The organism is Pseudomonas simiae (assembly GCF_900111895.1).
Taxonomy (GTDB): Bacteria; Pseudomonadota; Gammaproteobacteria; order Pseudomonadales; family Pseudomonadaceae; genus Aquipseudomonas; species Aquipseudomonas simiae.
In genome coordinates, this window is record NZ_FOKB01000011.1 from 56,061 (window position 1) to 70,243 (window position 14,183).

General features: G+C 59.8%; 9 protein-coding genes. 2 read left to right on the forward strand and 7 right to left on the reverse strand.

The window, feature by feature from the left end:
• Positions 1–70: 70 nt before the first annotated feature.
• The 5 genes from topA to BMZ57_RS25695 all read right to left on the reverse strand — a co-directional run bounded on the left by topA (position 71) and on the right by BMZ57_RS25695 (position 7,412).
• Positions 71–2,692, reverse strand: a complete 2,622-nt coding sequence (gene topA, locus BMZ57_RS25675; protein ID WP_044286837.1) for a type I DNA topoisomerase — start codon at positions 2,690–2,692, stop codon at positions 71–73.
• Between the two features lie 114 nt (positions 2,693–2,806).
• Positions 2,807–3,043, reverse strand: a complete 237-nt coding sequence (locus BMZ57_RS25680) for a DUF1653 domain-containing protein (protein ID WP_010212074.1) — start codon at positions 3,041–3,043, stop codon at positions 2,807–2,809.
• A gap of 97 nt (positions 3,044–3,140) precedes the next feature.
• A complete protein-coding gene (gene fadA, locus BMZ57_RS25685; RefSeq protein WP_021490991.1) occupies positions 3,141–4,316 on the reverse strand; it encodes an acetyl-CoA C-acyltransferase FadA in 1,176 nt (391 codons plus the stop codon).
• 29 nt (positions 4,317–4,345) lie between these two features.
• Positions 4,346–6,493 carry a fatty acid oxidation complex subunit alpha FadB gene (fadB, locus tag BMZ57_RS25690; RefSeq protein WP_005786151.1) on the reverse strand — a complete coding sequence of 716 codons (2,148 nt, stop codon included), beginning with the start codon at positions 6,491–6,493 and terminating at the stop codon, positions 4,346–4,348.
• 481 nt (positions 6,494–6,974) lie between these two features.
• Positions 6,975–7,412, reverse strand: coding sequence for a hypothetical protein (locus BMZ57_RS25695; protein ID WP_010212076.1), 438 nt, complete (start codon positions 7,410–7,412; stop codon positions 6,975–6,977).
• A 105-nt stretch (positions 7,413–7,517) separates the two neighbouring features.
• Between BMZ57_RS25695 and BMZ57_RS25700 the strand changes: the two genes are divergently transcribed.
• Positions 7,518–7,958: a universal stress protein gene (locus BMZ57_RS25700; protein WP_010212077.1), complete on the forward strand. Its 441-nt coding sequence runs from the start codon at positions 7,518–7,520 to the stop codon at positions 7,956–7,958.
• An 81-nt stretch (positions 7,959–8,039) separates the two neighbouring features.
• Here the strand turns inward: BMZ57_RS25700 and BMZ57_RS25705 are convergent, their stop codons facing one another.
• Positions 8,040–9,959 carry an ATP-binding cassette domain-containing protein gene (locus BMZ57_RS25705; RefSeq protein ID WP_010212078.1) on the reverse strand — a complete coding sequence of 640 codons (1,920 nt, stop codon included), beginning with the start codon at positions 9,957–9,959 and terminating at the stop codon, positions 8,040–8,042.
• 213 nt (positions 9,960–10,172) lie between these two features.
• Here BMZ57_RS25705 and BMZ57_RS25710 point away from each other — a divergent pair, with 213 nt between their 5' ends.
• The gene (locus BMZ57_RS25710) at positions 10,173–12,101 is read left to right on the forward strand and encodes a transglycosylase SLT domain-containing protein (protein WP_021490993.1); all 1,929 of its coding nucleotides are present in this window, start codon (positions 10,173–10,175) and stop codon (positions 12,099–12,101) included.
• Between the two features lie 91 nt (positions 12,102–12,192).
• Here BMZ57_RS25710 and BMZ57_RS25715 read toward each other — a convergent pair whose 3' ends face one another.
• Positions 12,193–13,977: an ABC transporter transmembrane domain-containing protein gene (locus tag BMZ57_RS25715; RefSeq protein ID WP_162484835.1), complete on the reverse strand. Its 1,785-nt coding sequence runs from the start codon at positions 13,975–13,977 to the stop codon at positions 12,193–12,195.
• Positions 13,978–14,183 lie beyond the last annotated feature (206 nt).

Below are 14,183 nucleotides of genomic sequence, written 5' to 3' on the forward strand. Positions count from 1 at the left end.
CATGTCGACTGATATACCGCTATCGGGGGCAAGCCCCCTCCCACATTGGATCTTCAGCGCATCCGACGGGTCAAGCGCCCTGGCGCTTGTCCTCGACCTTCCACTTGCCGCCGTCGTAGAACGCTTTCCAGCCAGTAGGCTTGCCGTCCACTTCGGTCTGCACGTACTGCTCCTTGGTCTTGCGGCTGTAACGGATCACGGCTGGGCGACCATCCGGATCCTTCTTCGGCGCTTCACACAGGAAGTGGTACTTCGGATCGATCTCGTCCTTGTGCGGCACGATCTCCAGCACCAGCGGTGCACGGGTCTCGCGGTTTTTCGGGAACTGGCTGGCAGCCAGGAACAGCCCCGAAGCGCCGTCACGCAGGATGTAGGTGTCGTTGACCTTCTCACACTTGAGTTCAGGCATCTTCACCGGGTCCATCTTCGGCGGCGCCGCGTCACCGCTTTTCAGCAGTTTGCGGGTGTTCTTGCACGTCGGGTTGGTGCAGCCGAAGAACTTGCCGAAACGGCCAGTCTTGAGCTGCATCTCGCTGCCACACTTGTCGCATTCCAGGCTCGGACCTTCGTAGCCTTTGATGCGATAGGTGCCCTCTTCAATCTCGTAGCCGTTGCAATCCGGGTTGTTACCGCAGATATGCAGCTTGTGCTTTTCATCCAGCAGGTAGGCGTCCATCGCCGTGCTGCAGATTGGGCAACGGTGCTTGCCACGCAGTACCAGCGACTCGGATTCCCCCTCGTCATCGGCAGCGATTTCGTCACCCGGCACCAGGTTGACGGTGGCCTTGCAGCGCTCTTTCGGCGGCAGGCTGTAGCCCGAGCAACCGAGGAACACGCCGGTGGACGCCGTACGAATCTGCATCGGGCGGCCGCAGGTCTGGCACGGGATGTCAGTCATCACCGGCTGATTGGCGCGCATACCGCTTTCAGGGCTTTCAGCTACTTCGAGTTTTTTCTTGAAGTCGCCGTAGAACTCGTCCAGCACGTTTTTCCAATCGCGTTCGCCCTGGGCCACGTCATCGAGGTTCTCTTCCATGCCGGCGGTGAAGCCGTAGTCCATCAGGTTGGAGAAGCTTTCCGACAGGCGTTCGGTGACGATGTCGCCCATCTTTTCCGAATAGAAACGACGGTTGTGCAGCGCAACGTAGCCACGGTCCTGAATGGTGGAGATGATCGCCGCGTAGGTCGAAGGACGACCGATACCGCGTTTTTCCATCTCTTTCACCAGGCTGGCTTCCGAATAACGCGCCGGCGGCTTGGTGAAGTGCTGGGACGGGTCGAGCGTGATCAGCTTCAGCGTATCGCCCTGGGCCATGTCCGGCAGCACATCGTCATCGCCAGGCTTGGCGATTTGCGGCATCACACGGGTATAGCCGTCGAACTTGAGGATACGGCCCTTGGCACGCAGCTCGAAGTCAGAAGCCGCCACCGTGACGGTGGTGGACAGGTATTGCGCCGGCAGCATCTGGCAGGCCAGGAACTGGCGCCAGATCAGCTCGTAGAGGCGCTCAGCGTCGCGCTCCATGCCGCTCAGCTTGGCAGGCGTGGTATTGGCGTCGGAAGGACGGATCGCTTCGTGAGCCTCTTGTGCGCCTTCCTTGCTGCTGTAGACGTTCGGTTTCTCGGGCAGGTACTTCTTGCCGAACTCTTCTTCAATATAAGTACGCGCCATCGCGACCGCGTCCACCGACAGGTTGGTGGAGTCGGTACGCATGTAAGTGATGTAGCCGGCTTCGTACAAGCGCTGGGCCATCATCATGGTTTTCTTCACCCCAAAGCCCAGGCGGTTGCTCGCGGCCTGTTGCAGGGTGGAGGTGATGAACGGTGCCGATGGCTTGCTGCTGGTCGGCTTGTCCTCACGCTTGACGATGCTGTAACTGGAAGACTTGAGCTTTTCCAGCGCCGCCATGGCCTGGGCTTCGTTCAGCGGCTTGAAGGCCTCGCCTTTCTCGCGGGCCACTTCAAAGCGCACGTTGGCGCCCTTGGCAGTGCCCAGATCGGCGTGGACTTCCCAGTACTCTTCGGGGATGAACGCACGGATTTCGCGCTCACGCTCCACCACCAGCTTCACCGCAACCGATTGCACACGGCCGGCGGACAGCCCACGGGCGATCTTGGCCCACAGCAGTGGCGAGACCATGTAACCCACGACGCGGTCGAGGAAACGACGGGCCTGTTGGGCGTTGACGCGGTCGATGTCCAGTTCGCCGGGTTTGGAGAAGGCCTCTTGGATGGCCTTCTTGGTGATTTCGTTGAACACCACACGCTTGTAGCGGCTGTCGTCGCCGCCGATGGCTTCCCGCAGGTGCCAGGCAATGGCTTCCCCTTCGCGGTCCAAGTCCGTTGCGAGATAGATGGTGTCGGCATCCTTGGCGAGCCGGCGCAGCTCTTCGATGACCTTTTCCTTGCCTGGAAGGATTTCGTACTTGGCCTTCCAGCCATGATCCGGGTCCACACCCATGCGCGAGACCAGCTGCTTGCGCGCTTTCTCTTTAGGGCTGAGCACCGGACCTTCGCCCGCAGCCGCCTTGCCGCGCTTGGCGGCTGGCTCCTTACTGGCGCTAGCCGAACCGCTGGTGGGCAGGTCTCGGATATGGCCGATACTCGACTTCACCACGTACTCGTTGCCCAAGTACTTGTTGATGGTCTTGGCCTTAGCCGGGGATTCCACAATGACCAGCGATTTGCCCATGGATCGGAAAATTCCTGAATTCGAGAAGTGAAAGGCAGTTGGCGCCTGTCGCGGCAACGCTATATATAGTGGCAACAAGGTGAGGTCAAGCGCAGCATTCTGCGCGACCCGCCGTTATTGCCCTGAAAAAAGACTGGGTTCGGCCTGGACCAAAGCAAAGCGCGGGACCTGCTCGCCGTCAACTTCGACGGTCTCCAGGAACATGCTCAAAGGACGCACCCAAAAGCCGTAATCGCCATACAGTGCTTGGTAGAACACCACTTCTTCTTCGGTCTCGGAGTGGCGCGCCACACTGAAAACACGGTACTGCGGACCTTTATAATGCTGGTAGAGCCCTGGTTCGACTTTCATGCTCTGGCCCTCTTACAAAATTTGTTAAAAAAAAAATACAAAACCACCCAAAAACAAAAACCGGGGCACTGGGCCCCGGCTTCCGTCAACCCAACGCTTAGACGCGTTCGAAGACGGTGGAAATGCCTTGGCCGAGACCAATGCACATGGTGGCTACCCCGAGGTTGCCGCCATTTTGCTTCATCACGTTAAGCAAAGTGCCGGAGATACGTGCACCGGAGCAACCAAATGGGTGGCCCAGGGCAATCGCGCCGCCGTGCAGGTTAACCTTCTCATTCATCTTGTCGAGTACTTTCAAATCTTTCAGCACCGGCAGGGCCTGTGCGGCGAAAGCTTCGTTGAGCTCGAAGAAGTCGATGTCGTTGATGGTCAGGCCCGCGCGCTTCAAGGCTTTTTGTGTGGCCGGTACTGGACCATAGCCCATGATTGCCGGGTCCACACCCGCCACGGCCATCGAACGGATCACGGCCAGCGGTTGGATACCCAAGTCCTGGGCACGCTGCGCCGACATCACGATCATGCACGAAGCACCGTCGGTGATTTGCGACGAAGTACCGGCTGTCACGGTGCCGCCCTTTGGATTGAACGCTGGCTTGAGGGCCGCCAGGCTTTCCAGGGTGGTATCCGGACGAATGGTTTCGTCGTAGTCGAACAGTTTCAGGAAACCGTTCTCGTCATAACCGTTCATCGGGATGATTTCATCCTTGAACTTGCCTTCCAGGGTCGCCTTGTGGGCGAGCTGGTGGGAACGCAAGCCGAACGCGTCCTGGGCTTCGCGGGTAATGCCGTGCATTTTGCCAAGCATTTCCGCGGTAAGGCCCATCATGCCCGAGGCTTTCGCCGCGTACAGCGACATGTGCGGGTTAGGATCGACGCCGTGCATCATGCTGACGTGGCCCATGTGCTCCACACCACCTACCACGAACACATCACCGTTGCCGGTCATGATCGCCTGGGCGGCGGTGTGCAGCGCGCTCATCGACGAACCGCACAGACGGCTCACGGTCTGGCCCGCGGCAGTGTGCGGGATCTGGGTCATCAGCGACGCCATGCGCGCGATGTTCCAGCCCTGCTCCAGGGTCTGGTTGACGCAGCCCCAGATCACGTCCTCGACTTCGTTCGGGTCGACCTTGGTGTTGCGCTCCAGCACTTTGCTGATCAAGTGTGCCGACATGTCTTCGGCACGGGTGTTGCGGTGCATGCCGCCCTTGGAGCGGCCCATCGGTGTGCGACCGAAGTCGACAATCACCACGTCTCTTGGATTCAAGCTCATAAATATTCTCGCTCTAGTCGTCTGGGCGCTTAACCGAAGAAGCTCTGGCCGTTCTTGGCCATTTCACGCAGCTTCGCGGTCGGGTGGTACAGCGGGCCCAAATCAGCGTATTTGTCAGCCAGGGCAACGAACTCAGCCACACCGATCGAGTCGATGTAACGCAGTGCACCACCACGGAATGGAGGGAAACCAATACCGTACACCAGGCCCATATCGGCTTCGGCGGCGGTCTCGACGATGCCGTCTTCCAGGCAACGCACGGTTTCCAGGCACAGGGCGATCATCATCCAGTTGATGATGTCCTCGTCGGACACCTCACGCTGTTCGTAGATGACCGGAGCGAGCACTTCGTGCACCGACGGATCGGCCACTTTCTTCTGCTTGCCCTTCTTGTCAGCCTCGTAGGCGTAGAAGCCCTTACCGTTCTTCTGGCCCAGGCGCTTGGCCTCGTACAGCGCGTCGATCGCCGAGCGGCGGTCGTCTTTCATGCGATCCGGGAAGCCTTCAGCCATGACGTCGCGACCGTGGTGGCCGGTGTCGATGCCGACCACGTCCATCAGGTATGCCGGGCCCATTGGCCAGCCGAATTTTTCCATGACTTTGTCGATGCGCACAAAGTCCACACCAGCGCTGACCAGCTTGGCGAAACCGCCGAAGTACGGGAACAGCACGCGATTGACCAGGAAGCCCGGGCAGTCATTGACCACGATCGGGTTCTTGCCCATTTTCTTGGCGTAGGCAACGGTGGTGGCAACGGCCAGCTCGCTGGACTTCTCGCCACGGATCACTTCTACCAGCGGCATCATGTGCACCGGGTTGAAGAAGTGCATGCCGACGAAGTTTTCCGGACGCTTGAGGGCCTTGGCCAGCAGCGAGATGGAAATGGTCGAGGTGTTGGAGGCCAGGATGGTGTCGTCTTTGACCTGGGCTTCCACTTCAGCCAGTACGGCTTGCTTGACCTTAGGGTTCTCGACAACCGCTTCGACCACCAGGTCGACATGACCGAAATCGCCGTAGGACAGCGTAGGACGAATGCCGTTGAGCACTTCAGCCATTTTCGCGGCGGTCATGCGACCTTTGTCCACGCGACCGACCAGCAGCTTGGCGGCTTCCGCCAGGCCTTGCTCGATCCCGTGTTCGTTGATGTCTTTCATCAGGATCGGCGTGCCTTTGGACGCCGACTGGTAAGCGATACCGCCGCCCATGATACCGGCGCCGAGTACGGCAGCCTGTTTCACGTCCTTGGCGATTTCGTCGTAGGCCTTGGCCTTTTTCTTCAGTTCCTGATCGTTCAGGAACAGGCCGATCAGGCTCTGGGCTGCGGAGGTTTTCGCCAGTTTGACGAAGCCAGCCGCTTCCACTTCCAGGGCTTTGTCGCGACCGAAGTTCGCGGCTTTCTGGATGGTCTTGATCGCTTCAACCGGCGCCGGGTAGTTCGGGCCGGCCTGTCCAGCCACGAAACCTTTGGCGGTTTCGAACGACATCATTTGTTCGATGGCGTTGAGCTTGAGTTTTTCCAGCTTCGGCTGACGCTTGGCCTTGTAGTCAAATTCGCCGCTGATGGCGCCCTTGATCAGGTTCAGTGCGGCTTCGGCCAGTTTATCCGGGGCAACTACAGCGTCGACAGCACCGACTTTCAGGGCGTCTTCAGCCTTGTTTTCCTTACCGGCGGCGATCCATTCGATAGCGTTGTCGGCACCGATCAGACGCGGCAGGCGTACGGTGCCGCCGAAACCTGGGTAGATGCCCAGTTTGACTTCAGGCAGGCCGATCTTGGCAGTGGCCGACATGACGCGGAAGTCCGCCGCCAGGCACATTTCCAGGCCACCGCCCAACGCGATGCCGTTGATCGCGGCGACGGTCGGTACGTTGAGGTCTTCAAAATCGCTGAAGATCTTGTTGGCTTCGAGGTTGCCAGCCACCAGCTCGGCATCGGGCAGCTTGAAGTTGTCGACGAATTCGGTGATGTCAGCGCCGACGATGAACACGTCCTTGCCGCTGGAGACGATCACGCCCTTGACCGAAGCATCAGCTTTGATGGTGTCTACGGCCTGACGCAATTCATTCAGGGTTAGACGGTTGAACTTGTTGACGGACTCACCCTTGAGGTCGAATTTCAGTTCGACGATGCCACTTTCAAGAGCCTTAACCGTGATGGCTTTACCTTCGTAAATCATCAACTGATCTCCACGATATGGAAGCTGAACAGTACACATTGGACGCTGGCCTCTGGCTGGACATTGATGAATTCGCCAATGTTCAAGCCAATCCGCCAGGCACACCCGCCAATGCGATAGTCGGGATTCTGTATGAGTCGTCTGACAGACAAACGCTCAATTCATACGCCCGTTTGATTTGGGTACGCCACCTTCATCCAATTCCGGGCAATTGTCAATCGCTCGAAAGGCTAGGAAAAACGCGACTTTCCAGTCATTTCAGAACCCCGACCATAAGCCCGTGATTCGTCAATATTCAACTATTCACGAAATCAATAATAGAAAAGATCTGGGAAAAGGCTGTACAGAACGGGATATACCGCTAGGCTAGCGACAACCCTGACGCGCCTGGATGAACATCCGACGCGGGAAACACAGATTTACCGGCCTGCCTGGCCAACTCCAGCCCGATGATGATGTCGGGCTTTTTATTGCCTGGCTTTTAGGCAAGCGCCTTGAGCAACACATCGATATCTTTCAACACACTCGCCTCGCCCTTCTCGCCCCAATACAACGCAATCATCTGCTTGTCGGCCTCGACCTTGTAGACGTTGGTCGGCAGCTTTGCAAAATGCGGCAACAACTTCTCATCGACACACACTTCACGCCACTGATTGACCCACACACCCGGCTCCAACTGCCAGTAACTCCAGATGGCCGGCGTGCTCCCGCGCCGTGGCCGGCAGTACTGCGCACAGGGGCTCGGCGGCTCCTGCTTGAGCCAATGGGGCCACTCCTGGGGCGCCAACTGCATGGCCAGGCCGATACGGCGTGCTTCCATGCGCAGGGCCATGCGCCCGCTCTGATGGCGCGACGGCCGCAGCCATGCCAGAGGGCTCAGAACCACCACAAGGATTGACACCACTATCCAGACCGTCATATGTGTACTCCCGAATTTCTAGATGAGCGGATTTGATCTGACGCAACCCCATCCGCTTGAAAGCAGCCATACTGAACTTATTGCAGTCCCCTGGAGGAACGCCCCATGTCCTACGAACATATTCTGGTCGCTGTCGACCTGACCGAAGAGTGCGATCCAGTCATCAAGCGCGCCCGCGCCTTCGCGATCGCCAGCGGTGCCAAACTGTCGCTGGTGCATATCGTCGAACCAATGGCCATGGCCTTTGGGGGTGACGTGCCCATGGACCTTTCCCAGTTGCAGCAACAACAGTTCGATCAGGCCAAAGAGCGCCTGGACCGGTTGATTCTCAAATACCCCGAAGTGACCAAGGAAAACTCCCACCTCACTTACGGCCAACCGCGCCAGGAAATCCACCATCTGGCCAAGGAACAAAACTGCGACCTGATCGTGGTGGGCAGCCATGGCCGGCATGGTCTGGCGTTGTTGCTGGGCTCCACTGCCAATGATGTATTGCATGGCGCGCCGTGTGATGTGCTGGCCGTGAAGCTGGTGAAATCCTCTTAAGCACATTTTCAACTGTATTTCATATAAAAAACCCGGTGCTCATGAAAATGAACACCGGGTTTTTTATTACGTGCAGATCACTCAGGCATCCAGCTCGGCCCAACGCTCAACCAGCACTTCCAACTCCTGATTCAGTTTCTCCAGGGAAGCAATCACCTTGGCAGTTTCCGCCGCCGGACGCAGGTAGAAACCCGCGTCAGCCATCTCCGCTTCTACCGCGGCAATCTGCTGTTCCTTGGCGTCGATATCACCCGGCAAGGCTTCCAGCTCACGCTGCAGCTTGTAGCTGAGCTTCTTCTTGCCAACCGGCGCCGACTCCACAACCGGCGTAGCAGCTGCCACTGGCGCCACCACCGCCGAGTTCAGGTCAGCTTTGCCGGACTTGCTCTCGGTCACGCCCAACAGACGCGGCGAGCCGCCCTGACGCAGCCAGTCCTGGTAACCACCGACGTATTCACGCACCTTGCCTTCGCCTTCGAAGACCAGGGTGCTGGTGACCACGTTGTCGAGGAATGCCCGGTCGTGGCTGACCATCAGCACAGTGCCGTTGAAGGTCAGCAGCACTTCTTCCAACAGCTCGAGGGTTTCCACGTCGAGGTCGTTGGTCGGTTCGTCGAGGACCAGCAGGTTGGCCGGCTTACTGAACAGCTTGGCCAGCAGCAGGCGCGCACGCTCTCCCCCGGACAAGGCTTTCACCGGTGTACGGGCACGCTGCGGGCTGAACAGGAAGTCACCCAAGTAGCTTAGGACGTGGCGGCTCTGGCCGTCGATATCGATAAAGTCGCGACCTTCGGCGACGTTATCGATCACGGTTTTTTCCAGGTCCAACTGGTGGCGCAACTGGTCGAAGTAAGCCACGTCGATGCGCGTACCCTCTTCCACGGTGCCGCTGGTCGGCTGCAGACCGCTGAGCATCAGCTTGAGCAACGTGGTCTTGCCGGTGCCGTTGGCGCCCAGCAGGCCGATACGGTCGCCGCGCTGCAGGACCATGGAGAAGTCCTTGATCAGGAACGGGCCGTCCGGGTGATGGAAGCTGACGTTCTCCAGCACCATCACCTGCTTACCCGACTTGTCGGCGGTGTCCAGCTGGATATTGGCCTTGCCGGTGCGCTCGCGACGCTCGCTGCGCTCGACCCGCAGGGCTTTCAGGGCACGTACGCGACCTTCGTTACGGGTGCGGCGGGCCTTGATGCCTTGACGGATCCAGACTTCTTCCTGGGCCAGCTTCTTGTCGAACAGCGCGTTGGCGGTTTCTTCGGCGGCCAGCGCGGCTTCCTTGTGTACCAGGAAGCTGGCGTAGTCGCCGTTCCAGTCGATCAGACCACCACGGTCCAACTCAAGGATGCGGGTCGCCAGATTCTGCAGGAAGGAACGATCGTGCGTGATGAACAGCACAGCGCCCTGGAACTCCTTGAGGGCTTCCTCCAGCCAGGCAATCGCGCCGATGTCCAGGTGGTTGGTCGGTTCATCGAGCAACAACAGGTCCGGCTCGGAAACCAGGGCCTGGGCCAGCAGCACACGACGACGCCAGCCACCGGACAACTCGGCGAGCGTCTTGTCGGCCGGCAGTTGCAGGCGGCTCAAGGTGCTGTCGACCAGTTGCTGCAAGCGCCAGCCATCACGGGCTTCGAGGTCTTGCTGGACGTGCATCAGCTTGTTCAGGTCGTCTTCGGTGACACAGTTTTGTGCCAGGTGATGGTATTCGGCGAGCAGCGCGCCGACGCCGTCGAGGCCTTCGGCAACCACGTCGAACACTGTCCGTCCGTCGGCCACCGGCAATTCTTGCGGCAATTCGCCGATCTTGAGGCCCGGCGCGCGCCATACGGAGCCGTCATCGGGCTTCTGGTCGCCTTTGACCAGCTTCATCATGCTGGATTTGCCGGTGCCGTTGCGGCCGATGATGCACACCCGCTCACCACGGGCGATCTGCCAGGACACCTTGTCCAACAACGGCATAGCGCCGAAAGCAAGGGACACATCGCTGAATTTGAGCAGGGTCATACGCTTCTCCAAAAACTGGGCGCGCATTCTACCTGAGTTAGGGGTGGGATGCGGCTGGCATTTTCGCTACCGACACGTTCTGTAGGACATTTCCAACGAACTTGAACGAACCGCCCGGCAAAGCTTTCGTCTGCGTTGGGCAAAAGGCTAAGCTAGGGGCAATCAGTGTCGGCGGTGCCGATGCTAGTCGTGATTTCTCTGCACGGACGTCTCATGCGCAGCCGCCTTTTCAACTTTTTATCTTGTCTGCTTCTTTCCGCCACCGCCGTTCAATCCGCACAGGCCGTGGACCTCACCACCCAACGTCAATATTACGATGAAGCCAAACGCGCCTTGGCCAAGGGCGATACCGGGCCTTACATGCAATACAGCCAAGCCCTGGCCGACTACCCGCTGACACCGTACCTGGCCTATGACGAACTGACGGCACGCCTGAAAACCGCGAGCAACCAGGAAATCGAGCAGTTCCTCGCCAAAAACGGCGACCTGCCCCAGGCCAATTGGATGAAGCTGCGCTGGTTGCGCTGGTTGGCCGAGCGTGGCGACTGGCAGACCTTTGAAAAGTACTACGACGCCAAGCTCAATTTCGTCGAACTCGACTGCCTGCATGGCCAGTTCCAGCTCACCCACAACCTGAAAGCGGAAGGCTACAAGACCGCCGAAAAACTGTGGATGACCGGCAAGTCCCAACCGGCGGCCTGCGATGTCACCTTCGGGCAGTGGGCGGCTGACGGCCAACTCACTGAACAGAAGATCTGGGATCGCGCCAAACTCGCCGCCGAAGCGCGCAACTACGCGCTGGCCAACAGCCTGGTGAAAACCCTGCCCACCCTCGGCGCCCAAGGCCGCTTGATGGTGGACGTGGCGCAGAAGCCCGACATGCTCAGCGACCCTTCACGCTTCCTGCCGGCCACTGAGGCCATGTCTGACGCCGTGGGCCTGGGCCTGCGCCGCCTGGCACGCCAGGATCCCGACAAGGCCATGGCCCTGCTCGACGGCTACGCCAGCAGCATGCACTTCTCCCGTGACGAAAAAGTGTCGATCGCCCGCGAAATCGGTCTCACCCTGGCCAAGCGCTATGACCCGCGCGCCCTTGAGGTGATGACCAAGTACGATCCCGAACTGCGCGACAACACCGTCTCCGAGTGGCGCCTGCGCCTGCTGCTGCGCCTGGCGCGCTGGGAAGACGCCTACCAGTTGACCCGCAAGCTTCCCCAGGACCTGGCCACCACCAACCGCTGGCGCTACTGGCAGGCCCGCAGTCTGGAATTGGCCGAGCCGAAGAACCCGCAAGCGCTGGTCCTGTACAAACACTTGGCGCAAGAACGCGATTTCTACGGGTTCCTGGCGGCGGATCGCTCCAAGGCCCCGTACCAGCTGAAGAACAAACCGCTGCTAATGAGCCAGGCACTGGTCAGCAAGGTGCGTAACACCCCGGGCGTACGTCGTGCCCTGGAGTTCTACGCACGTGGCCAGGTGGTGGATGGCCGCCGTGAGTGGTACCACGTGAGCCGTCACTTCAACCGCGACGAGATGGTTGCCCAGGCCAAGCTGGCCTACGACATGAAATGGTACTTCCCGGCGATCCGCACCATCAGCCAGGCGCAGTACTGGGATGACCTGGACATCCGCTTCCCGATGGCGCACCGCGACACCCTGGTGCGCGAAGCCAAGGTGCGCGGCCTGCACTCCAGCTGGGTGTTCGCGATTACCCGTCAGGAAAGCGCCTTCATGGATGACGCCCGCTCTGGCGTCGGCGCCAGCGGCCTGATGCAACTGATGCCCGGTACCGCCAAGGAAACCGCACGCAAGTTCAGCATCCCCCTGGCCTCCCCCGCCCAAGTGCTGGACCCGGACAAAAACATCCAGCTCGGCGCCGCCTACCTGAGCCAGGTGCACAGCCAGTTCAACGGTAACCGTGTGCTCGCCTCCGCCGCCTACAACGCCGGCCCCGGCCGCGTGCGCCAATGGCTGCGCGGCGCGGATCACCTGAGTTTTGACGTGTGGGTGGAAAGCATCCCGTTCGACGAAACCCGCCAGTATGTGCAGAACGTGCTGTCTTATTCGGTGATCTACGGCCAGAAGCTCAACTCACCACAGCCGCTGGTGGATTGGCATGAGCGGTATTTTGACGATCAGTAATAAAGGCAGCTTTAAACAGCAAGTTTGAAGCTGCACGCCATATAAAAATGCCCGCATTTCTCAATGCGGGCATTTTTTTTGGGGGTGAGATTTAGTGCGAGGCGCTTTCCTCCACCCCATCACTGAACTGCAACGCTGCCAACCGCGCATACAGCGGATTGCTCGCAATCAACTGCTGATGCGTGCCTACCGCCACCAGCTTGCCCTGGTCCATCACCGCAATGCGGTCGGCGTTCTTCACCGTGGCCAGTCGATGGGCGATCACCAGCGTGGTACGCCCTTGCATCAATTGCGGCAAGGCCTGCTGGATCAGGTGTTCGCTCTGGGCATCGAGGGCGCTGGTGGCCTCGTCCAGCAGCAGAATCGGCGCGTCCACCAGCAGCGCCCGAGCGATGGCCAAGCGTTGGCGTTGGCCGCCGGAGAGGCCCATGCCGCCATCGCCCAGGTGGGTTTGGTAGCCGTCGGGCATTTGCAGGATGAAGTCATGGGCGTGGGCAATGCGCGCGGCGGCCTCGACCTGCTCGGCGGTGGCCGTCGGGTTGCCGTAGCGGATGTTCTCTTCGACGTTGCCGAAAAACAACGCCGGGCTCTGGGACACCAGGGCGAAATGACGGCGCAGGTCCATGGGGTCGAGTTCGGTCAGCGGGTGGCCCTCCAGCAGGATGCGGCCTTGCTGGGGGTCGTAGAAGCGCAGCAACAGATCAAAAATCGTCGATTTGCCCGCGCCGGACGGGCCGACCAAGGCCAGGGTTTCACCGGGGTTGATGGTCAGGTTCAGGCCATCGATGGCATAGCTGTCGGGACGTGAGGGATAGGAAAACCGCAGGTCTTGCAACGCCATGCGCCCGCTGACCCGCTCCGGCAGTTGGACGGTGCCGGTGGCGGGCGCCTGGATTTCGTTGCTCGACTGCAACAACTCGCCAATGCGCTCGGCGGCACCAGCGGCGCGTTGCAACTCGCCGAGCACTTCGCTCAGGGTGCCGACCGCGCTGCCGACGATCAGGCTATAGAACACAAACGCCGCCAGCTCACCGCCGGAAATGCGCCCGTTGATCACATCCATGCCACCGACCCACAGCATCACCCCGACGGCGCCGAGCACCAGCATGATCACCAGGGTAATCAGCCAGGCGCGCTGGGCGATGCGTTTGCGCGCGGTGGTAAAGGCCTCTTCCACGGTCACGGCGAAACGCTGTTCGTCCTGCACCTGGTGGTTGTAGGCCTGCACGGTTTTGATCTGGCCGAGGGTCTCGGACACATAGCTGCCCACGTCGGCGATGCGGTCCTGGCTTTGGCGCGACAGGCTGCGTACACGTCGGCCGAAGATCAGGATCGGCGCCAGCACCAGTGGCAGTGCCACCACCACGATACTGGTGAGCTTGGGGTTGGTGACAAACAGCAACACGATGCCACCGATGACCATCAAGGCATTACGCAGGAACAACGATAAAGACGAGCCGATTACCGATTGCAGCAACGTGGTGTCAGTGGTCAGCCGCGACTGGATCTCCGAACTGCGATTGTTCTCGTAAAAGCCCGGATGCAGATAAATCAGGTGGTTGAACACTTGCCGACGGATGTCCGCCACCACCCGCTCGCCGATCCACGAGACCAGGTAAAACCGCGCAAACGTACCCACTGCCAACCCCAGCACCAGCATCATGAACAGGCCGATGGACTGGTTGAGCAGGTGCGGCGACTGGGTCATGAAACCCTGGTCCACGAGCAATCGGATGCCCTGCCCCATCGACAAGGTAATACCGGCGGTGACGATAAGCGCCAACAGCGCGCCGAGCGCGTGCCAGCGGTAGGGCGCAATGAAGCGGCTGGCCAGGCGAATCGCACGGCGTTGACGGACTGAGAACATGGAGGGCATCACCTGCGCAGGGGAGATAAGTGTCTACCTCACAACATTGGGGGAACTTGGGTAAATAACAATGAGTCAGGTTAATTATGCCCGCCGATGCTGATCCCTAGAGGCTATCGGTCTAACCCCCAGCTGGAAATTTGTAGCGGTTTCTGGTGGACTGGGTGTTCGAACCGCTGACCCGACAGGGAGTTGTAACAGCCTGGTCACGCGGG

Coding starts and splice junctions, on each gene's coding strand:
- BMZ57_RS25700 (WP_010212077.1), top strand. CDS start 7,518: ATGTCCTACGAACATATTCTGGTCGCTGTCGACCTGACCGAAGAGTGC.
- fadA (WP_021490991.1), bottom strand. CDS start 4,316: ATGAGCTTGAATCCAAGAGACGTGGTGATTGTCGACTTCGGTCGCACA.
- fadB (WP_005786151.1), bottom strand. CDS start 6,493: ATGATTTACGAAGGTAAAGCCATCACGGTTAAGGCTCTTGAAAGTGGC.
- BMZ57_RS25705 (WP_010212078.1), bottom strand. CDS start 9,959: ATGACCCTGCTCAAATTCAGCGATGTGTCCCTTGCTTTCGGCGCTATG.
- BMZ57_RS25680 (WP_010212074.1), bottom strand. CDS start 3,043: ATGAAAGTCGAACCAGGGCTCTACCAGCATTATAAAGGTCCGCAGTAC.
- BMZ57_RS25710 (WP_021490993.1), top strand. CDS start 10,173: ATGCGCAGCCGCCTTTTCAACTTTTTATCTTGTCTGCTTCTTTCCGCC.
- BMZ57_RS25695 (WP_010212076.1), bottom strand. CDS start 7,412: ATGACGGTCTGGATAGTGGTGTCAATCCTTGTGGTGGTTCTGAGCCCT.
- topA (WP_044286837.1), bottom strand. CDS start 2,692: ATGGGCAAATCGCTGGTCATTGTGGAATCCCCGGCTAAGGCCAAGACC.
- BMZ57_RS25715 (WP_162484835.1), bottom strand. CDS start 13,977: ATGCCCTCCATGTTCTCAGTCCGTCAACGCCGTGCGATTCGCCTGGCC.